General features: G+C 33.7%; 22 protein-coding genes. 15 read left to right on the top strand and 7 right to left on the bottom strand.

What is annotated here, in order from left to right; all coding sequences use genetic code 11:
• Positions 1 to 25 precede the first annotated feature (25 nt).
• From RB619_RS02665 to RB619_RS02655, 3 genes are read left to right on the top strand one after another with little or no spacing between them, the layout of a single operon-like run.
• On the top strand, positions 26 to 859 hold the full coding sequence (locus RB619_RS02665) for a ThuA domain-containing protein (protein WP_308093810.1): 834 nt from the start codon (positions 26 to 28) through the stop codon (positions 857 to 859).
• Between the two features lie 7 nt (positions 860 to 866).
• On the top strand, positions 867 to 1712 hold the full coding sequence (locus RB619_RS02660; protein WP_308093808.1) for a sulfurtransferase: 846 nt from the start codon (positions 867 to 869) through the stop codon (positions 1710 to 1712).
• Positions 1713 to 1735: 23 nt separating this feature from the next.
• Complete coding sequence (locus RB619_RS02655) at positions 1736 to 2977, top strand: ATP-binding cassette domain-containing protein (RefSeq protein ID WP_308093806.1); 1242 nt, start codon at positions 1736 to 1738, stop codon at positions 2975 to 2977.
• A 102-nt stretch (positions 2978 to 3079) separates the two neighbouring features.
• Here the strand turns inward: RB619_RS02655 and RB619_RS02650 are convergent, their stop codons facing one another.
• From RB619_RS02650 to RB619_RS02640, 3 genes are read right to left on the bottom strand one after another with little or no spacing between them, the layout of a single operon-like run.
• Complete coding sequence (locus RB619_RS02650) at positions 3080 to 4126, bottom strand: RluA family pseudouridine synthase (protein ID WP_308093804.1); 1047 nt, start codon at positions 4124 to 4126, stop codon at positions 3080 to 3082.
• Positions 4116 to 4736, bottom strand: coding sequence for a PASTA domain-containing protein (locus RB619_RS02645; protein WP_133525678.1), 621 nt, complete (start codon positions 4734 to 4736; stop codon positions 4116 to 4118). Before RB619_RS02645 ends, RB619_RS02650 begins: the two co-directional genes overlap by 11 nt.
• A 3-nt stretch (positions 4737 to 4739) precedes the next feature.
• Positions 4740 to 4958, bottom strand: coding sequence for a hypothetical protein (locus RB619_RS02640; RefSeq protein ID WP_308093800.1), 219 nt, complete (start codon positions 4956 to 4958; stop codon positions 4740 to 4742).
• 197 nt (positions 4959 to 5155) lie between these two features.
• Here RB619_RS02640 and RB619_RS02635 point away from each other — a divergent pair, with 197 nt between their 5' ends.
• The 4 genes from RB619_RS02635 (at position 5156) to RB619_RS02620 (ending at position 8090) form a co-directional block, all read left to right on the top strand.
• Positions 5156 to 6127, top strand: coding sequence for a D-alanine--D-alanine ligase (locus RB619_RS02635; RefSeq protein ID WP_308093798.1), 972 nt, complete (start codon positions 5156 to 5158; stop codon positions 6125 to 6127).
• Between the two features lie 173 nt (positions 6128 to 6300).
• Positions 6301 to 6759, top strand: coding sequence for a pantetheine-phosphate adenylyltransferase (coaD, locus tag RB619_RS02630; RefSeq protein ID WP_155100868.1), 459 nt, complete (start codon positions 6301 to 6303; stop codon positions 6757 to 6759).
• A gap of 81 nt (positions 6760 to 6840) precedes the next feature.
• On the top strand, positions 6841 to 7443 hold the full coding sequence (locus RB619_RS02625) for a zinc-ribbon domain-containing protein (RefSeq protein ID WP_308093794.1): 603 nt from the start codon (positions 6841 to 6843) through the stop codon (positions 7441 to 7443).
• Positions 7444 to 7511: 68 nt separating this feature from the next.
• Positions 7512 to 8090 (top strand): PhnA domain-containing protein, encoded by a 579-nt coding sequence (locus RB619_RS02620; protein ID WP_308093792.1) that lies wholly within the window; start codon positions 7512 to 7514, stop codon positions 8088 to 8090.
• Positions 8091 to 8404: 314 nt separating this feature from the next.
• Here RB619_RS02620 and RB619_RS02615 read toward each other — a convergent pair whose 3' ends face one another.
• Both RB619_RS02615 and RB619_RS02610 read right to left on the bottom strand, forming a co-directional pair.
• Entirely contained in the window at positions 8405 to 8851 is a 447-nt protein-coding gene (locus RB619_RS02615; protein ID WP_308093790.1) for a hypothetical protein, read from the bottom strand.
• Positions 8852 to 9028: 177 nt separating this feature from the next.
• Positions 9029 to 10390 (bottom strand): DEAD/DEAH box helicase, encoded by a 1362-nt coding sequence (locus tag RB619_RS02610; RefSeq protein ID WP_308093788.1) that lies wholly within the window; start codon positions 10388 to 10390, stop codon positions 9029 to 9031.
• Positions 10391 to 10650: 260 nt separating this feature from the next.
• Between RB619_RS02610 and RB619_RS02605 the strand changes: the two genes are divergently transcribed.
• The 3 genes from RB619_RS02605 to RB619_RS02595 all read left to right on the top strand — a co-directional run bounded on the left by RB619_RS02605 (position 10651) and on the right by RB619_RS02595 (position 14411).
• Positions 10651 to 12378 (top strand): M14 family metallopeptidase, encoded by a 1728-nt coding sequence (locus RB619_RS02605; RefSeq protein WP_308093786.1) that lies wholly within the window; start codon positions 10651 to 10653, stop codon positions 12376 to 12378.
• Positions 12379 to 12652: 274 nt separating this feature from the next.
• Positions 12653 to 13153: a hypothetical protein gene (locus RB619_RS02600; RefSeq protein ID WP_308093784.1), complete on the top strand. Its 501-nt coding sequence runs from the start codon at positions 12653 to 12655 to the stop codon at positions 13151 to 13153.
• 340 nt (positions 13154 to 13493) lie between these two features.
• Entirely contained in the window at positions 13494 to 14411 is a 918-nt protein-coding gene (locus tag RB619_RS02595) for a hypothetical protein (RefSeq protein ID WP_308093783.1), read from the top strand.
• A 49-nt stretch (positions 14412 to 14460) separates the two neighbouring features.
• Here the strand turns inward: RB619_RS02595 and RB619_RS02590 are convergent, their stop codons facing one another.
• Positions 14461 to 15063 carry an NUDIX domain-containing protein gene (locus RB619_RS02590; RefSeq protein WP_308093781.1) on the bottom strand — a complete coding sequence of 201 codons (603 nt, stop codon included), beginning with the start codon at positions 15061 to 15063 and terminating at the stop codon, positions 14461 to 14463.
• Positions 15064 to 15070: 7 nt separating this feature from the next.
• On the opposite strand from RB619_RS02590, the gene pyrE reads away from it, so the two are divergent.
• The 3 genes from pyrE to RB619_RS02575 all read left to right on the top strand — a co-directional run bounded on the left by pyrE (position 15071) and on the right by RB619_RS02575 (position 17274).
• On the top strand, positions 15071 to 15715 hold the full coding sequence (pyrE, locus tag RB619_RS02585; RefSeq protein ID WP_308093778.1) for an orotate phosphoribosyltransferase: 645 nt from the start codon (positions 15071 to 15073) through the stop codon (positions 15713 to 15715).
• 258 nt (positions 15716 to 15973) lie between these two features.
• Positions 15974 to 16366 carry an SRPBCC family protein gene (locus RB619_RS02580; protein WP_133525662.1) on the top strand — a complete coding sequence of 131 codons (393 nt, stop codon included), beginning with the start codon at positions 15974 to 15976 and terminating at the stop codon, positions 16364 to 16366.
• Positions 16367 to 16614: 248 nt separating this feature from the next.
• Complete coding sequence (locus RB619_RS02575; protein ID WP_308093775.1) at positions 16615 to 17274, top strand: hypothetical protein; 660 nt, start codon at positions 16615 to 16617, stop codon at positions 17272 to 17274.
• Positions 17275 to 17327: 53 nt separating this feature from the next.
• Here the strand turns inward: RB619_RS02575 and RB619_RS02570 are convergent, their stop codons facing one another.
• Entirely contained in the window at positions 17328 to 18068 is a 741-nt protein-coding gene (locus RB619_RS02570; RefSeq protein ID WP_308093772.1) for a biotin--[acetyl-CoA-carboxylase] ligase, read from the bottom strand.
• A gap of 93 nt (positions 18069 to 18161) precedes the next feature.
• On the opposite strand from RB619_RS02570, the gene rsfS reads away from it, so the two are divergent.
• Together rsfS and ftsH are read left to right on the top strand one after the other, a co-directional pair.
• Positions 18162 to 18533, top strand: coding sequence for a ribosome silencing factor (rsfS, locus tag RB619_RS02565; protein ID WP_007809313.1), 372 nt, complete (start codon positions 18162 to 18164; stop codon positions 18531 to 18533).
• A 15-nt stretch (positions 18534 to 18548) separates the two neighbouring features.
• Positions 18549 to 20474: an ATP-dependent zinc metalloprotease FtsH gene (ftsH, locus tag RB619_RS02560; protein ID WP_308093759.1), complete on the top strand. Its 1926-nt coding sequence runs from the start codon at positions 18549 to 18551 to the stop codon at positions 20472 to 20474.
• Positions 20475 to 20560 lie beyond the last annotated feature (86 nt).

Here is a 20560-nt window from a genome sequence, read left to right as displayed (position 1 = left end):
AGCGATGCGTGTATTTAATCAAAAAATGAAATTTGTTGCAAAATGCATTCTGTTAACTCTTTTTCTTGTTTGTTTTACAGGAATTGCACAAAATAAAAAAGCAAAATCAAAATTTAAAGTAATTGCTTTTTATACAGGCAAAAATGATCAGGCACACATAAGTTTTGTGCACGAAGCCAATAAATGGTTCCCAAAAATAGCCGAGGAAAATCATTTTGAATATGATTCAACTAGCAATTGGGACAACCTTAATGCAAAGTTTTTAGCGAATTATCAAGTTGTATTGTTTTTAGATACAAGACCAGAAACGCCAGCACAACGCGAAGCTTTTCAAAAATATATGGAAAACGGTGGCGGTTTTATTGGTTTTCATTTCTCAGCCTTTGCTTTAAATGATTCAAGTTATCCGCAAAATTGGGATTGGTATCACAACACATTTTTAGGCTCTGGTGAGTATGGAAGCAATACTTGGCGCCCGACATCTGCAATTTTAAGAGTTGAAAATCAAGACCCAATAACTAAAAACGTTCCTAAAACTTTTAAATCACAGCCAAATGAATGGTACCGATGGAGCAATGATTTGACAAAAAATCCAGACATCAAAATTCTGTTGGCAATTGACGAGAGCAGTTTTCCTTTAGGAACGGGACCAAAAGCACATGAAATTTGGCACAGCGGTTATTATCCGGTAGTTTGGACCAATAAAAAGTACAAAATGCTATACGTAAATATGGGACATAATGATATTGATTATGAAGGCAAAACCAACAAAACTCTTTCGTATACATTTGAAAATGAAAACCAAAACAAAGTAATTCTGAATGCGCTGCTTTTATTTGGAACTAAAAAAGGTAAATAATTCTACAATGTCAAACAAACTTTCTCCCATCATAAATTCTGAAGAATTATTAAAACTTAATTCTTCAGAAATCATATTAATTGATGCCAGAGCTGGAATTAATGCGCATGAAAATTATCAAAAAGAGCATTTAAAAAATGCTCGATATGTTGATTTAAACAAAGATTTAGCAACAGTGGACTGTAATCCGAAAAATGGCGGAAGACATCCTTTGCCTTCTTTTTCTAAATTTTCTGAAGTATTGTCAAAACTCGGAATTTCGCCAGAAAGTCATGTCATTGTTTATGATGACAAAAACGGATCAAATGCAGCGTCACGATTTTGGTGGATGCTGAGATCTGTTGGACATGAAAAAATTCAGGTTTTAAATGGCGGTTTACAAGAAGCTGTAAAAGCCAGCTTTCCTTTAAGTTCCGAAATTGAAAATTTCGAATTGACAAATTATAAAGTTTCAGAATGGAAATTAAAAACAGCCGATATTGAAGAAGTTGAAAAAGCTCGAAATAACAGTGAAAATATCGTAATCGACGTAAGAGATAAAAACCGTTTCGATGGTTTAACAGAACCGCTAGATTTAATTGCTGGACATATTCCCGGAGCTGTAAATGTTCCGTTTGGCGAAAATCTGGACGAAAACGGTCTTTTTAAATCGGCTGAAATTTTAGCAGAAAAATATACCGCTGTTTTACAAAACAAATCTTCAGAAAATGTAATTGTACATTGTGGTTCTGGCGTTACGGCTTGCCATACTTTATTAGCTTTGGATTATGCCGGAATTTCAATTCCAAAATTATACGTTGGCTCTTGGAGCGAATGGTCGAGAAATGACCGCGAAATGGCAACAAAAAACTAGAATAATTATTTTAAGATTTTATAATGCAACACTGGGACATACTTTTATCTAACCAGGTAAACAAAAAAGCTTTTATAGACAATATTTTAAATGGCGAAGCAAAAGGTGAATTAGCCATTTTTAACGATCAAAAAGGAATTCTGTTTTCAGATATCGCAATTGAAAAATTCATCGAAAAAGAATACCAATATGACAGCGTAGAAGCTTCTCCGGAATCTCATCGCCAATTGAGAACTTTTTCATCAGGCGAGCGTAAAAAAGAATTTTTAAAATACTGCATTAATCAAAAACCAGATTTTATCATTTTTGATAATCCGTTTGATCATTTAGATCAGGCTTCAAGAGTAATTTTGGCCGATTCTTTAAAAGATTTAACGAATGATATTGCTATTATTCAATTGCTGAATCGCGTTGTTGATGTTTTGGAATTTGTTCCCAACAAAGCACAGATTAGAGACAATACTTTTGAATTACATCCTCTTTCAAAAACCGAAAACCATTTTAAAACGCTGAATACATCGGCAATTCCAAAAGCGATTGAACCGCATTCCTTCCACGAAAGTGTATTGATAAAACTGGAAAACGTTTCAGTAAGTTATGATGAAAGAAAAATTCTTGACAACATTTCGTGGACCATAAAACAAGGTGAATTCTGGCAATTAATTGGTCCGAATGGCTCTGGAAAAAGTACTATTTTATCCTTAATTACAGGCGATAATCCAAAAGGTTTTGGGCAGGATTTATATTTATTCGGAAGAAAAAAAGGAACGGGAGAAAGCGTTTGGGATATCAAAAAACAAATCGGAATTTTCACTACTTCGATGACCGATTTATTTCAAAAAGGACACACTCTAGAACAAATGATTCTTTCCGGATTTTTTGACTCCATCGGACTTTATAATGAGCCAACAACACATCAACAGCAAATTGTATCACAATGGCTGGAAGTTATCGAAATGACACATTTAAGAAAAAAACGTTTCATCGATCTTTCCATTGGCCAGCAAAGAGTCGCGCTAATTGTTCGCGCCGTTTTAAAACATCCGCCATTACTAATTCTAGACGAACCTGTAGAAGGTTTGGACGACGAAAATGTAGATTTGGTCATTCAGCTAATCAATACAATTAAGCAAGAAACAAACGTCACAATTTTATACGTTTCACATCGAATAGAACAAGGCCTCGCTCCTACTTCAGTTTTCGAGCTTTTACCAAATCCAACAGGATCAATTGGTAAAATAAAATATCACTCAGAATTGAATTAAAACACGAATTCCACTAATTTACACAGATTAATTTTCGTGTAAATTAGTGGAATTTGTGTTTTATAAAAAATTATCTAATTTTCGAATTGACAAATTATCTAATTAATTCTCTTCATCTTCCGTATTATGTGACTTCACATACGTACGCCATTTTTCAATACAATCCTGAAAATCCTGTGGCAATTCCGTATCAAAACGCATCATTTCTCCCGTATTCGGGTGAACAAATCCAAGCGTTTTCGCATGTAAAGCTTGACGTGGCAACGCTTTAAAACAATTCTCGATAAACTGTTTGTATTTTGTAAACGTCGTTCCTTTCAAAATCAAATGACCGCCGTAACGTTCGTCATTAAATAAAGGATGACCAATATGTTTCATATGCGCGCGAATTTGGTGCGTTCTTCCCGTTTCCAGTTTACACGAAATCAAAGTTACATAACCAAAACGTTCCAAAACCTTATAATGCGTAATAGCTGGTTTTCCAATTTCTGGATCAGCAAAAACCGCCATTTGCATACGGTCTTTTAAATGTCTAGCAAGATTTCCTTCAATTGTACCGCTTTCTGCTGCAACATTCCCCCAAACAAGCGCAATATATTCGCGTTCAGTGGTTTTAGCTTCAAATTGTTTCGCTAAATGCGTCATTGCTGCTTCAGTTTTGGCAACAACCAAAAGTCCAGAAGTATCCTTATCTATTCGGTGCACCAAACCAGGACGTTCACTGCTGTTCATTGGCAAATTATCAAAATGATGTGCCAATGCATTTACAAGAGTTCCTGTATAATTTCCGTGCCCAGGATGAACTACCATTCCCGGCTCTTTATTGATCAATAAAAACGCATCATCTTCATACACAATATTGATCGGAAGATCTTCTGGCAGAATATGATTTTCGTATGGCGGATGCGACAACATAACTGTTATCACATCAAAAGGCTTTACTTTATAATTTGATTTTACCGGAATATCATTTACAAAAATGTTTCCGTCGTTTGCAGCGTTCTGAATTTTATTACGCGTAGCATTCTGAATCAAATTCATTAAATATTTGTCAATACGCAAAAACGCTTGACCTTTTGGGACTTCAAATCTGTAATGTTCGAATAATTCGTCTTCCAGATCTAAATTTTCATCAATATTATTGTTCATCTTGTGGGGTTTCTGCAGGCACAGCTGTACTATCTGTTGCCTGACTATCATCTACATAACTCGCTTTTCCGTCACCTAAAACCAAATCAATTTTAGACGCTTTCAAAACACGGTCTCCTACTTTTAAATTTCTGCCTTTGTAACGCATTTCAAGAACCATATCTTTTCCAAGATTCGGAATATAAGTAATTGTTCCAGGCTCAAGTCCTAAAGCTTTCAAAGTTGGAACCGCTTCACGATACGTTTTTTCAATTAAATCAGGAATTTTCACAGATGAGAATCCAGACGAGTTAATTTTAATATATATTTTTCTTCCTACTTTCACTTTAGTTCCCGGCAACGGATCTTGCTCAACAACACTAAATTTCGGATATTCACTACGGTAATCAACACTATCCAAAAGCACATAATCTAAGTCCAGTTCGTCTAATTTCTCTTCAACCTGTTCTTCAGTCAATTTTGCTAAATTCGGAACTGCAATTTCGTGTCCGTGATCAGTTGTAAAAGTCAGCCAATGCATAAACAAATAACCCAAAACTGCAATGATAGCTGCCGCAGCCAATAATTGTAAAAAAAATACGCGGCTAGTTAAATACTTACGTAAACTCATAAATTAATTTTTAGTTGAGGCAAAGATAAAGTATTTCATTTCAAAAAAAATGATAATTTTGTTTAAAACAAGAAACTCGCCCGATTGCCATCCTGAGCGTCCCGAAGTATCGGGAGAAGGATAATTTTCAGGAGCTGTTTCCTGCTGTCCGCTGTATCTTTTGCGCCGAACCCCGGCACAAAAGGATGCCGCTTCCATCAGGGCTAGGGCACTGGGTTTCAAAAGAAGATTATTTATACTGTTTGTCATTCCGAGGAACGAGGAATCTCCACAAGTAGCTCTACATGCTTGATATACTTTGTGTTAGTTTCTTGCGGAGATTCCTCGTTCCTCGGAATGACAAAAAATAAGAACAATTTCATAAAAAAGTCCAAAACTTGAAACTTAAAACAAATTAAAACTTGAAACAAAACATATAAATGAAAAACATTGCCATCATCATGGGCGGATATTCAAGCGAATACAAAATTTCGCTTATCAGCGGAAACGTTGTGTACCAATATCTTGACAAAACAAAATACAACGGATTCCGAATTCATATTTTCAAAGAAAAATGGGTTTATGTAGACGCAAACGACGCTGAATTCCCAATTGACAGAAATGATTTTTCTGTAACTGTAAACGGCGAAAAAATTACTTTTGATTGTGTTTTCAATGCCATTCACGGAACTCCAGGTGAAGATGGATTAATGCAGGCTTATTTTGAATTAATCGGTTTACCGCAATCATCTTGCGATTATTACCAATCGGCTCTTACATTCAATAAAAGAGATTTATTATCGGTTTTAAAACCGTACGGAATCAAAACAGCAATTTCGTATTATTTAAACAAAGGTGACGAAATCAATACAGCCGAAATCGTTAAAAAAGTAGGCTTGCCATGTTTCGTAAAACCAAACAAAGCGGGTTCAAGTTTCGGAATCTCAAAAGTAAAAACTGAAGCCGAATTGCCAATCGCAATTGAAGTTGCCTATAAAGAAGATAACGAAATCATCATCGAAAGTTTCCTTGATGGAACTGAAGTTTCTGTTGGCGTAATCAATTACAAAGGCGAAATCAAAGTTTTACCAATCACAGAAATTGTTTCTGACAATGATTTCTTCGATTACGAAGCGAAATACGAAGGAAAATCGCAAGAAATCACACCAGCGAGAATCTCTGATGAATTAACTAAAAAAGTGGGAGATACTGCAAAACGTGCTTACGAAGTTTTAAAAATGAAAGGTTTCTCAAGAAGCGAATTCATTATTGTAAACGATGAGCCTTACATGCTTGAAATGAACACAATTCCAGGTTTAACAACCGAAAGTTTGATTCCGCAACAAGCAAAAGCAGCCGGAATTTCTCTAGAAGATTTGTTTACAAATGCAATTGAGTTGGCTTTGGCCTAGTTACTAAGATACTGAGGTGCTAAGATTCTATCCCGATAGCTATCGGGATTAGCACCTTATTTTTTAAACCAAATAAGCTGTCAGACTGAGCGAAGTCGAAGTCCTTCAAAGAACCTCAAATCCTAAAAAAACTTAGTACCTTAGCCTCTCAGAACCTCAGAACCTTAAAAAAAATGCGAAAAGCCATATTTCCCGGATCATTTGACCCAATTACACTAGGACATGAAGATATTATCAAAAGAGGAATTTCTTTATTTGATGAAATCGTAATTGCAATTGGTGTGAATGCCGAAAAAAAATACATGTTTTCACTTGAAGAAAGAAAACGCTTTATTGAAGAAACTTTCAAAGACGAACCAAAAATTTCGGTGATCACTTATGAAGGACTAACAATTGATTTGGCACACAAGCAAAAAGCCAATTTTATATTAAGAGGCCTACGCAACCCAGCCGACTTTGAATTCGAAAAAGCAATTGCACACACGAACAGACGTCTTTCTAAAATTGAAACTGTGTTTTTATTGACTGCTGCCAGAACATCATACATTAGCTCAAGCATTGTTCGCGATGTATTGCGTAACGGCGGTGAGTACGAAATGCTGGTTCCAGATGCTGTAAGGGTTAAGAAATAAATGTACAAAGTACAAGTAAACCTATTTGCATAGCTCGATTAATTCGTTATTTTTGTTTTATTAACCAATAAAACCTTAATAATGATTTTTTACGGAACCAAATCGACTCACATCAAAAACGACCGCATTAGTAATGTAGATTGCCCACAATGCAACACTGCTGTTTCCATGAATTACAGTGTATACGAAAAGTATGCACACATTTATTGGATACCATTTTTTCCAATTAAAAAATTAACTTTTGCCGAATGCAACTCGTGTAAAAAAACATTTGAACAGAAAGATTTCTCATCTCCTATTAAGCAAAAAATACATTACTCAATGGGAAGAATCAGTAGTCCTCTTTGGATGTATTCTGGAGTATTTATTATAGCTGCCCTTTTTCTCTTTGGTATGTATAGTACGGTACAAAAAGGAAAAGACACTTCTGATTTTATTAAAGACCCAAAAGCCGGAGATGTATATTTTTTAGATTCAAATAAAGGTTTTTACACATCGGTAAAAGTAAGTGAGGTTTCAAAAGACAGTTTGACAATTTTCTTAAATGATATGGAAATTGACAACAAAACAAATATCGACAAGATTGACGTTGAAAAAAACTACAAAAACAAATCTGTAGTTGCTAAAAAAGAGATGTTGAAACTTTATAGTGAAAATAAAATTTTCGAAGTCAAACGCAATTAATATTTAATATTCAAAACACAACTTGCAAAATGTAGTATTTAACTGTACTTTTGCAAAAAAACAATATAATGAGCATCGAAAGAGAATTAAGCAAACGAAGCGGATCTAAATGTGAACTTTGCGGCGCCGAAGAAAACCTAAAAGTATATCAAGTACTGCCAACTCAAAAAGGCGGTATTGATGAAGCTATTTTAGCTTGTACTACTTGTATTGACCAAATTGAAAATCCAGATAATGTCGATTTAAATCACTGGAGATGCTTGAATGACAGCATGTGGAATGAAAATATTCCGGTTCAGGTTGTTGCATGGAGAATGCTGAGCCGTTTGCGCGCTGCAGGTTGGCCACAAGAATTATTAGACATGATGTATTTAGACGAAGATACATTAACATGGGCCAGCGCTACTGGAGAAGGCGAAGATGACGAAAACAAACTCGTTCACCGCGACAGCAATGGCGTTGTTTTACAACATGGAGATTCGGTAGTTTTAATTAAAGATTTAAAAGTAAAAGGTTCTAGCATGGTTGCCAAACAAGGAACTGCTGTTAGAAACATTCGCTTAGATCACGAAAATGCTGAATATATTGAAGGAAAAGTTGATGGACAACAAATTGTGATTATTACACAGTACGTGAAGAAAATATAGGTGCTGAGATTCTAAGACACTAAGGTTCTAAGTTGCTAAGCCTTCTTGAAGCTTCAACTATTTTAACCGCAAAGCACGCAAAGATTTAAGCAAAGTTCGCAAAGTTTTTTATTCACAAAGCTTTGCGAACTTTGCTTTTTTTTTTTACAAAACATTAGAAAAATACTTAGCGTGCTTTTGCGTTAAAATGAGCACAGCGCTAAGAAAGTCGAAACATAAAAAAAGGCTATTCAAAATCTGAATAGCCTTTTTTATTATTTTAAGATTCTGGAAATAACTTGAAACAAATTAAACCTGAAATCTGAAACTAAAAATTACTTTTGAAATAATTTATTGATTTGATCTTTTACAAATGGCTCAGAAACACTGCTTGTTGCTGAAGTAGCCTCTTTGCTTGACACCATAAATTGAACTGTAGCTTTTTCTGGAATAACGCTTCCTGTGTAATGCAACCAAATGTAGTTGTTAGGTAATTCTAATTTAATGTCATACAAAGGATTTGCAGTGAAACCATTCATAATAATGCTATAAAGGCTCGCGTAATCATTATTTACATTTTTGAATGTAAATTTTCTTAAAGCTGATCCTTCGTCATCGTTTTGAATACTAGTGTAATATACAGTGTATTCGTCTCCAATTTTTTGAATGTAGTTGTTGTTTACTTTCCCTAATTTCTCAACAGGAACGGTTTCAAGAACTTTAATTTGTGCGAAAGAAGCAAAACTAAAGAACAAAATTGCAACGGTAATAATTCTTTTCATAATGGATTTGGGGTTTACATTTTTACTGTAACAAAAAAACATAGAATTTATGAAAAAACCCCTATCAAATCGTTATTTTTTTAACACAAAATTGTAAAACTTAGTTTTCATTTTCTAAAAACCTGATAAACAACAAAATAGAATTTTAACTGTCCGATTTATGAAATTTTACTCAAATTAAAACTTTTTGCCCTTCTCCTCCTCTTTTTTGACAACATTACGTGCCACTTCAATTTTAAACTTCTTTCCTTTCATTTTTTCGTCTTTGACATTCTTCAAAAGCTCTTTTACTTTTCCGAATTTTACCGCCGCAAACGAAACGAAATCTTTTACTTCAATTAAGCCTAAATCATCTTTTTCAAGTTTTCCTTTCTGAGAAAAGAATCCTACTATGTCAAACTTATTCAATTTTGTCTTTTTTCCTCCGCTAATATAAATGGTTTGAAATTCTGGTGGTTTTGGAAGACTTTTCACATCTTTTACATCCAAAATTGCCATATCATAGTCAATATAGTCAAGCTTTTTTTCGCTTTCATGAATGATTATATATGCCGTTCCAGTTGCTTGCATACGAGCAGTACGCCCATTTCGGTGTGTGAATTCATCTTCTTTTAAAGGCAAATGATAATGAATTACGTGTTTCATTTCAGGAATATCCAATCCACGTGCAGCAAGATCAGTCGTGATTAAATAGGAAATACTTCTATTTCTAAACTGAATCAAAGCGCGTTCCCTTTCATCCTGATCCATTCCGCCATGATAATAAGTCGCGTAAATTCCTTTTTCGTTTAAAGTATCACTGATACGCTCTGCCGCATCACGATGATTACAAAAAATAATTGCCGATTGCGATTTTAACGAACAAATTAAATTGAATAAGCTTTCTAATTTATCTTTTGATGGCGACAAAACCATCTTCATCGAAAGATTTGCTTTTTCCTCTTCTTCCGGAATAAAATCTAAAACCGTCGGATTTATAACTCTTGTATATTTCGGGATTTCAATATCTGAAGTTGCAGAAACCAAAACTCTTTTATTTACTTTAGGCAACCTTCCAATGATGAAAGACATCTGTTCGTGAAATCCTAATTGAAGCGATTTATCAAACTCATCTAGAATTAAAGTCTGAATTTTATCTGTTCTAAAAGTATCTCTGTCAATATGATCTGCAATTCTTCCAGGCGTTCCAATTAAAACAGCTGGAGGATTACTTAAATTCTTGATTTCAGTATCAATCGAGTGTCCGCCGTAACAAATATTTACTTTGTACTGCGTTCCCATTTTTTTCCAAACCTGCTCAATCTGCAATCCAAGTTCGCGTGACGGAACTAAAATCAGACATTGAACTGATAAAATTTCTGGCTGTAACAATTCTAAAACCGGAAGCAAAAAAGCTAATGTTTTTCCAGATCCCGTTGGCGAAAGCAGTAAAACATTGTTATCGTTCAAAATAGCATCTTGTGCCATTTCTTGCATTTCGTTCAGGCTGTCAATTCCTAAATTCGAAAGTATATTGTTGGAATGGTGTTTTTTATTCATTTTGCAAAAGTAATTAAAAGGTTTCAAGTTTCAGGTTTTCTTTTGTTTCAAGTTTTTTTTTTAACCGCAAAGCACGCTAAGATATACGCAAAGTTCGCAAAGGTTTTTATCCCAAAGCTTTGCGAACTTTGCGCTTTTACAAAACCTTATACGTAAAAAATCTTTGCGTGCTTTGCGGTTAAAAACACAACGCATAGCAACTTTAAACTTGAAACCTGAAACAAAAAATTTTATATTTGATTCCTATTAAAATCAAACTCATGAAACTTTTTACCCTTCTCATTTCACTTTTCACGATTACCGCTTTTGGTCAAAACAATAAAAAATACGATACGTTTTTCGAGAAAGGAAACGGAAATCAATCGGCTTCTTATCAAGAAACTATTGCTTATTATAAGATGTTAGCGAATGATTTTCAAACTATTCAAATCAAAGAAATGGGATTGACAGATTCTGGTGAACCGCTTCATATGATTACTTTTAATCCAGACGCGGTATTTGATTTTGATAAAATTCAGAAAACAAAAGCAGTGCTTTTTGTAAATAACGGAATTCATGCCGGAGAGCCGGACGGAATCGATGCAACAATGCAGTTTTACAGAGATTTAGCTATTGGAAAACTGAAAGCACCGAAAAATACTGTTTTGGTTACTATTCCAGTTTATAATATTGGTGGTGCTTTAAACCGAAATTCAACAACAAGAGCTAATCAAGACGGACCTGAAATTTACGGCTTTAGAGGAAATGCCAGAAACTATGATTTGAATCGTGATTTAATGAAATCGGACACGAGAAATACCAAAAGTTTTGTGGAGATTTTCCAAAAAATAAATGCCGATGTTTTTATTGACAATCACGTAAGCAACGGTTCTGATTATCAATACAAACTGACTTACATTATGACAGAACACAATAAATTAGGAAAAGTTCTGGGCGATTTTATGAATGACGAAATGATGCCGGCTTTGGTAAAAGATTTACAGAAAAAGAAAATCGAAACAACACCATATGTTGATTCTTTTAAAGATACACCAGACAAAGGTTTTGGGCAATTTGTTGACAGTCCGCGATATACAACGGGTTACACTTCTTTATTTAACACAATTGGTTTTGTGGTTGAAACGCATATGCTGAAAAAATATGCCGAACGTGTGAAAATGACGTACGAATACATGAAATCGACTTTGGATTTCACTGATGCCAATTACCTAAAAATCAAAGAGCTTCGAGTGAAAAATCTGGAACAATATCAGCCAAAGAAAAAATATACTTTGCAATGGGAATTAGACAGCACAAAAGCGACTACTTTTTCGTTTTTAGGATATGAAGCGAGCTACAAAAAAAGTGAGGCGACAACGGGAAATCGTTTGTATTACGACCGAAGCAAACCTTATAAAAAAGATGTTCCCTATATTAAAGAATTCAAATCACTAAAAGATGTTGTTATACCTTCTGCTTATATCATTCCGCGTGGTTATTGGAATATTATTGATCTTTTGAAAAACAATAATATCACTTTTTCACAGCTTAAAAATGATACTATTATTGAAGTAGAGAGCTATAAAATTGCTGATTTTAAAACTGTTCCTTCTGCTTATGAAGGGCATTATGCGCATAGAAATACGACAATAACTTCTAAAATCGTTAAAATGGCTTTCGCCAAAGGAGATTACATTGTTCCGACAAGCCAAAAAGGCGTAAAATATTTAGTTGAAGCTTTTGAACCAGAAGGCGTTGATTCGTTTTTCAACTGGAATTTCTTCGATCCAATTTTACAGCAAAAAGAACATTATTCTGAATATATTTTTGAAGATACTGCAGCTAATCTTTTAAAAGAAAATCCATCTCTAAAAGGGGAGTTTGAAACTAAAAAACAAAATGACCGCGAATTTGCTAAAAATTCTGAAGCACAATTGAATTGGATTTACAAACATTCTGTTCACTATGAAAAGGCACATATGCAGTATCCTGTTTATCGTGTTTTGTAGATTTTTTGTTGCTGTTTTTTAACGCAAAGTGCGCTAAGTTTTTTTTCTTTTTATAGTGTTTAGCTTGCGATAAGAACGCAAAGCTTTGTGTAGAGAACTTTGTCAAAGTTCACAACCCATCGAACGTTAGCGCGGATTTGTAATCCGTGCCCGCAAAGAGAATCAATTTCAATTCAAAAACTGGTATACTTTGCGGGAATAGATTTGCTTATACTTAAATGATGTTACGATAATTGGAATAAATACTATATTTCAGAAACCTAAAAAACACAAAATGGACACTTCTTTTTATCTGGAAAACTTTCAAAAAATAGCCAATCAGCTTGATCAAAAGCTTCCAAATGAAAAATCAATTGAAGTTTCTGTTGGTGTTTATTTAGATTCTGTTTTTATAAAATTATATAAAAAATCATGGACAAATAATCCTCACGAAGCTTTAACAGCTGAGTCGAGGATTTTCTTTTCTGTTTGGATTAATGATTCTGCGATCAAAAAACAAAAAATCATGTATAATATTCATGCCTTAAAGTTGAGAAAGCTAAAAGGTTTTGTTATCGAAAGCAGAAAATTTGCCGAAAAATTCAGAAATTCTTTTGAAAATTACAGGCAAAAATGGCCAAATGTGAACACAAACTTTGGTCCGCTTACTTTATTTGAAGGCTGGATTGAATTGGGTTCTCGAAATTTTTCGAAAGAAATTTTAAAAATCTGCCATAACTTTTTAGAGATTGACTATTTAATTGATGATACTTTGCTTCAGTTTAAAGCAAAATAGAATTAAGATAAAGCATATCTGTAAAGACGCAAAATAGTCTGTATAGACATTCTATGCGTAGACGCACTGCTGTGCGTCTCTACGGAATATTGGAATGAATAAATATTCTCTGTAAATATCCACAAAGTGTAGCGTTGCGTGAGGGATAGAGCCAAGCTACCGAAGTAGCGGCGAAAGCCCGACAGCATCACGATAAGAGGGCGAATAAACATAAAGTGAATTAGCCCTCTTATCGGGATGGTGGCACGCCCAACTTTTTATCTTTTTAATTTTTAACATCTTGGCACGCAACTTTTTTGAAAATATTCTACTCAAGAATATAACTCAAACTTAAATTAAGATGAAAAAGCTAATCGTATTATTTACTGCACTTGCAATTGTTTCTTGCTCAAATGAAGAAATTGGTGGCTTGGGAACTAAAACTAATTTAAATTCTATCAAGATCACTGATTATTCGAAAAATAATGAAATTCTAGGTTCGCAAGAGATGTTTTTTGAAAATGAAAAACTTAAAACAATTAAATCTTCTGACAACAGAGTTAGTGACTACACTTATAACAATCAGAATTTGGTTTCGAAAATAATTGATTATAATCCTGATGGAGAAATTTTAATTACAACCACTTTCTTGTATACTAATACAGGAAAAATAACTGAAATTACCCGAATCTCAGGTCCAGCAAATGAAGAAATTTTGAATAACAAATTTGTTTTTACTCATTTGGCAGGTAAAATACTTTTGGCAAAATCTTCTGGAAATAATACAGCGGAACATTCGGAGATTTCACTTAATTCAAACAATCAATTTGAAAAACAAACTTCGTTTTCTGGAGCTTTCTATTACAAGTATGATTTTGTGAATGGCAACTTAGAAAAGTGTGCTCAGTTTGAAAATAACGGAAATTTGACCGGAAATGTTAGAACCTATAAATACACAAATTTGCCAAATATTTACAATTATAAAAAACTCCTTTTTGGCAACGAATGGAAACTTAATAACTTTTTATGTAGTTTTTACGCTTCTAATAGCACTGTGTTTCTTGATCTTTCTGAAAACCTAGTTTCTGAAGATGTTGTCACTTTTTTTGATGCGAGTTCTAATTATACTGTAAATTTTAGAACAAAGACAGATTATATTTTTGACAGTTCAAACAGAATGTCAAAAATGACAGAAAACAGTAGTATTGAAAGTGGTACAACAAGTATAACTATAAGACCTAGTATTAAAACGGAGTTTGTTTTTACTTATAAAGATTAAAAAACACCAACAGGAATTGATTTAAATCGCAATTCAATATTGCGATTTTTTATTTGTATTGATTTTCTTCGGCAAATAACAATTTAATATTCTCATACGAGTTTTTAAGCGCTTCTTTAATTTGTTCAGGATTAAGCCAAGCTACTTTTTCGATTCCTTCTTCGATTTGCCCGTGTGGCGTTCCTTCAAAATCAGACTGCATTTCGAACCAATGCGTTATTTTAAGCTTGTATTTACCGTTGCGTTTAAAAATATGATACGTTTTTTGAAGTTTATTTATAATACGCAATTGGTTTACACCCGTTTCTTCTTCAACTTCACGCATCGCGGTAACTTCAATATCTTCGCCTTTCTCGATCCCGCCCTTTGGAAGATCCCATTTTCCGTTTCTGAAGATAAATAAAACCTCGCCTTTTTTATTGTACACAAAACCTCCACCGGCTTTATTTACCGGAATTTTGGCCTTCAAGGTTTTCATAATTTCACTTTCGTCAGGATGATAGAGAATCGCTTTTTGAATTTTATTTTGAAAAATTTTTATAATAAGCTGTTCGATATCAATACTTTCTAACAAGAACAATTGGAAATCTGTTTCGCGTGAGATTTCATTTGTCAAAAAAAGTGGTTTGTCGTTCACAAAAACTTTATACATTTGTACTATGATTTTTAATAAAGATACTGCCGAAAAAACAGCCGAATTGCTTTTGCAAATAAATGCAATTAAATTGAATCCCGAAAATCCTTTTACATGGGCTTCTGGTTGGAAATCTCCTATTTACTGTGATAATAGGTTAATTCTTTCATTTCCGATCATCCGAAACTATGTTCGTGATGAATTTGCGAAAAATATTGAAAAACAATTTGGAAAACCTGACGTAATTGCCGGTGTCGCTACTGGAGCGATTGGAATTGGTATTCTGGTTGCTGAAAGCCTTGGATTGCCGTTTGTATATGTGCGTCCGGAAGCAAAAAAACATGGAAGACAAAACCAAGTGGAAGGTTTTTTACAAAAAGGCCAAAATGTTGTGGTTGTCGAAGATTTAATTAGTACTGGAAACAGCAGTTTATTAGCTGTTGAAGCTTTGCGTAATGAAGGTGCAAATATTAAAGGTATGGCGGCAATTTTCACATATGGCTTTGGCGTTGCCGAAGAAAATTTTAAAAATGCTAATATTGATTTATATACTTTGAGCAACTACGAAAATCTATTGGATTTAGCAGTTCAAAAACAATATATCACTGAAGATCAGCAAGCGACTTTATTGGAATGGAACGAAAGTCCATCAACGTGGGGACAAGAGTAATTTTAGATTTTAGATTTTAGATTTTAGATTTTAGATTTTAGATTTTAGATTTTAGATTTTAGATTTTAGATTTTAGATTTTAGATTTTAGATTTTAGATTTTAGATTTTAGATTTTCTAAAAATCGCTTTGCTCTTTTTTTTATTTCAGTTTTGCGAACTTAAATAGAGTCAAAGTAAAATAAAAAACCTTTGCTCCCGATAGCTATCGGGATTGCGGTAAAAAAATTGCAGTAAAAAACAAAAACAAAAAAAACAATATGAACTTAGAAAGTCCAAAAGTTACTGTTCAGAAATCAGCTCAAGATTTATTTGATCAATTGACTGATGTTAAGAATTTTGAAAAATTAATGCCGGATAACATCGCTAAATTTGAAGTAATTGGCGAAGATGCTTTTATTTTTGGATTGAAAGGTATGCCTGAAATCAAATTAAAAATGAAAGATAAAGTGGCTCCAAACAAAATCGTTTTGGGCGCTGCAAGTGATAAACTTCCGTTTACTTTGACTTCAAATATTGACAGTGTTTCTGATTCAGAATCTGCTGTTCAGTTATTTTTTGAAGGTGAATTCAACGCTATGATGGCTATGATGATCAAAGGGCCAATCAGTAAGTTTATTGAAACTCTAGCAAATAATATGACAAAACTATAATTAATGGTTAATTATTAATTGTAAATTATAAATGAAAGCTCGATCCTTGTTATCGGGCTTTTTTTTTGAAACGACACTAAGACACTAAGACGCAAAGACTCATCTTTACAGCATAAAAAACTTTGTGTCTTCGTGCCTTTGTGGTAAAAAAAACACTTCATCTGCAAAAAACGACACTTCAGAAACAAAAATTATTCTCCGCTGAAATATTGATCGAAGTTTGAATCATCAAACTAAAACATATCAAAATGGAACCAGCTATTAAGATTTTAATTTATATTCACGCTTTCTTTGGCGGAATTGGACTAATTACAGGAATTGGAAGTATTGTTGTCAAAAAAGGCGGAAAACTGCATAAAAGAATGGGAAAACTTTTTTCCATCGGAATGATAACAAGTTCTTTAATTTCATTGCCAATTTGCTGGATGCCAAAGCATCAAAATATTTTTCTTTTCTTAATTGGCTTATTTACTATTTACCTTGTCATTTCTGGAAACAGAGCTTTGAGTTTTAAAACTAAATCAAAAGCCGATTTATTAGACAAAATAATCTCTGGAACAATGCTTTTCTTTTCTGTCATTATGATTTCGATAGGTTTATACTGTCAGCTAAACAATATTGCAAACGGAATTTTATTTACTTTTTTCGGCGGATTCGGGCTTTTTATGACAGCTAAGGATTTTATCTTTTACCGAAATTTTTCAGAAACGAATAGAAATTGGCTGTCGAAACACATCGGAAAAATGGTTGGCGCTCTAATTGCTTCAATCACAGCCTACATAGTTGCTGGATTAGGAATTGGCAGTTTAATTGCTTGGATTACTCCATCAATTTTAGGCACTTTCTATATCATTTATTGGAACAAAAAAACACAACCAAAACCCAAAAAAATGCTTCAACAGATTTAATTCAGTAATCAAAGAAAAACTTAGAATCTTAGTATCTCAGAACCTTAGCAACTTCAGTAAAGCATTTGAACTTCCTTAATATCAAATTCTGAAACCGAATCATCTTCAAGCAAAACCTGTAATTTTCCAGTTGAAGAAACACCTTGGATAATTCCCATAAAATTTTGTCCGTCAGCATTTGAATCAAGGTTTTTAAAAGGCATTGGTACACCTTTACGGAAAAGCGAATTGAAATAATCGTCCCAAAAAACAGACGCTGAAACAGTCCAAGAATCAATTTTTTCTTTGATTTTTTCGATAATCAATTCGGGTAAAAGATCTTTATTGAATGAATTCCCTAAAATAACTGCCAATGAAGAAGCATTTGGCAATTCATCAAAATTTGTCTGATTGACATTTAGTCCTAAACCGACAACTGACACGATTCTGCCATCACTTTTGATGGTATTTTCGATTAGTATGCCACCAATTTTTTTATTGTATGACATAATGTCGTTAGGCCACTTTATACTTAAATCAGGAATATTTAACGATTTTAAAACTTCAATCACGCTCAATGAGACAATTAGGCTTAAATTAAAAACTTGTTCGTTATTATAAATAAAATCCTTTACCAAGGTACTCATAATTAAGTTTTTACCAGATTCTGACTGCCACTTTGCCCCCATTTGCCCCTTTCCTTTTGTCTGATTTTCAGCCGTTACCACGGTAAAATTATCGAGTTCGTCACGGCTTGACATCGCTTTTAGAAAGTCATTTGTAGAATCTATGGCATCGAGTTTGATTAGTTTCATCTAAGTAATTTAAATTAACTTAATTTAATATTTTGTTAAGGTTCAAAAATAATCACAAAATTTGGTAACTTTACAAATTCATAAAAATAATTCATGGCGAAAAAGACTATTAATAATGATGTTCTACTGGCGAACATAATCAAAGGGATTGAAGAAGTAAAAGGAAATGATATCGATATTCTTGACTTAAGAGAAATAGATACGGCTGTATGTGACTATTTTGTCATTTGCAATGGATCTTCAAATACCCAAGTTAACGCCATCGTAAACTCTATTCAAAAAACAGTATCTAAAGACTTAAAAGATAAACCTTGGCACGTAGAAGGAACCGATAATGCAGAATGGGTTCTGATGGATTATGTGCATATCGTGGTACATGTTTTCCAGAAACACATTCGTGAATACTATAATATCGAGAGCCTTTGGGGTGACGCCAAAATAACTACAATCGAAAACAAATACTAAAGAAAAATTTTTCTAATGGCTAAAGATAATAATCCAAATCCGAATAAATTTAAAATAAGTCCTTGGTTAATATATACCGCAATACTTTTAGTTTTTTTATTTATAAGTTTTGCAACCGGAGGATCTAACTTAAGCGAGCCTGCTCAATTGACTTCTTCTAAATTCAATACGTTATTAGAAAAAGGTCAAATTGAAAAAGTAATCGTTTATAATAAAGCTGAAGCTGAAGTTTATCTTACTTCTGCCGCTCTTAAAGATAAAGCGAATGAGAAAGTTTCTAAAGATATTTTCAAAAACCCAAACAAAGGGCCACATTATACTTTAGAAATTGGTAACGATCAAATTTTCCAAACTAAACTTGAAAAAGCAGTTGGTGAGGGGAAATTAAAAGATTTCAATTTTCTTCAAAAAAACAACTGGAGCGATATTTTAATCAGCTTGCTTCCTATCATCATCATTATTGGTGTATGGATTTTCATTATGCGTAAAATGTCTGGCGGAGGCGCTGGCGGAGGCGGGCAAATTTTCAATATCGGTAAATCAAAAGCGAAACTTTTTGATGAAAAAACAGATATTAAAACAACATTCAAAGATGTTGCAGGTCTAGAAGGTGCAAAAGAAGAAATTCAGGAAATTGTAGAATTCCTTAAAAATCCTGAAAAATATACAAACTTAGGAGGTAAAATTCCAAAAGGAGCTTTACTTGTAGGACCTCCAGGAACTGGTAAAACATTATTAGCCAAAGCTGTTGCCGGCGAAGCTCAAGTACCTTTCTTTTCATTGTCAGGTTCTGATTTCGTCGAAATGTTCGTAGGAGTTGGAGCATCACGTGTACGTGATTTATTCAAACAGGCAAAAGAAAAATCTCCTGCAATCATTTTCATTGATGAGATTGATGCTGTAGGTAGAGCAAGAGGAAAAAGCAATATGTCTGGCGGAAACGACGAAAGAGAAAATACTTTGAACCAATTATTGACAGAAATGGATGGTTTTGGTACAAACTCTAACGTAATTGTTTTAGCCGCAACAAACAGAGCTGATGTTCTTGATAAAGCTTTAATGCGTGCTGGACGTTTTGACAGACAAATTTTTGTTGACTTACCAGACATTCGCGAAAGAGCTGAAATCTTCAAAGTTCACTTGGCTCCTATCAAAAAAGTTGAAGGTCTTGATCTTGATTTCTTAGCAAAACAAACTCCAGGTTTCTCTGGTGCTGATATTGCAAACGTTTGTAACGAAGCTGCATTAATTGCTGCAAGAAATAACAAACCAGCAGTTGACAGACAAGATTTCCTAGACGCAGTTGACAGAATTATTGGTGGTCTTGAAAAGAAAAATAAAATCATTACTCCAGAAGAAAAAAGAGCAATTGCAATTCACGAAGCTGGTCACGCGACTGTAAGCTGGATGTTAGAACATGCAGCACCACTTATTAAAGTAACTATTGTTCCTCGTGGACAAAGTTTAGGAGCGGCTTGGTACTTGCCAGAAGAAAGACAAATCGTAAGAACAGATCAAATGCTTGACGAAATGTGTGCTACAATGGGCGGAAGAGCTGCTGAAAAAGTAACTTTTGACAGAATTTCGACTGGTGCATTAAGCGATTTAGAAAAAGTAACACGTCAGGCTCGTGCAATGGTAACGATTTACGGTTTGAATGATAAAATCGGGAATGTTACGTATTATGATTCAAGCGGACAAAGCGAATACAACTTCTCTAAACCATATTCTGACGAAACAGCAAAAATTATCGATGCTGAAATTTCAGAATTAATTGAAGGACAGTACCAAAGAGCAATTCAAATTCTTGAAGAAAATAAAGACAAGTTAAATCAACTTGCCGATATCTTAATCGAAAAAGAAGTTATTTTTAAAGATGACTTAGAAACTATTTTCGGAAAACGCACTTTTGACAAAAATCTAGAAGAAGTGGTTTCGTAAATAATTCAGAAATATGTAATATTTTTTAAAATCTTAATTCAAAATAGCCTTTTGAATTAAGATTTTTTTATCTTTGAACGTTTTCA

This window comes from Flavobacterium sp. LHD-80 (genome assembly GCF_030929605.1).
Taxonomy (GTDB): Bacteria; Bacteroidota; Bacteroidia; order Flavobacteriales; family Flavobacteriaceae; genus Flavobacterium.
This window is presented reverse-complemented; position numbering and strand designations above follow the sequence as displayed.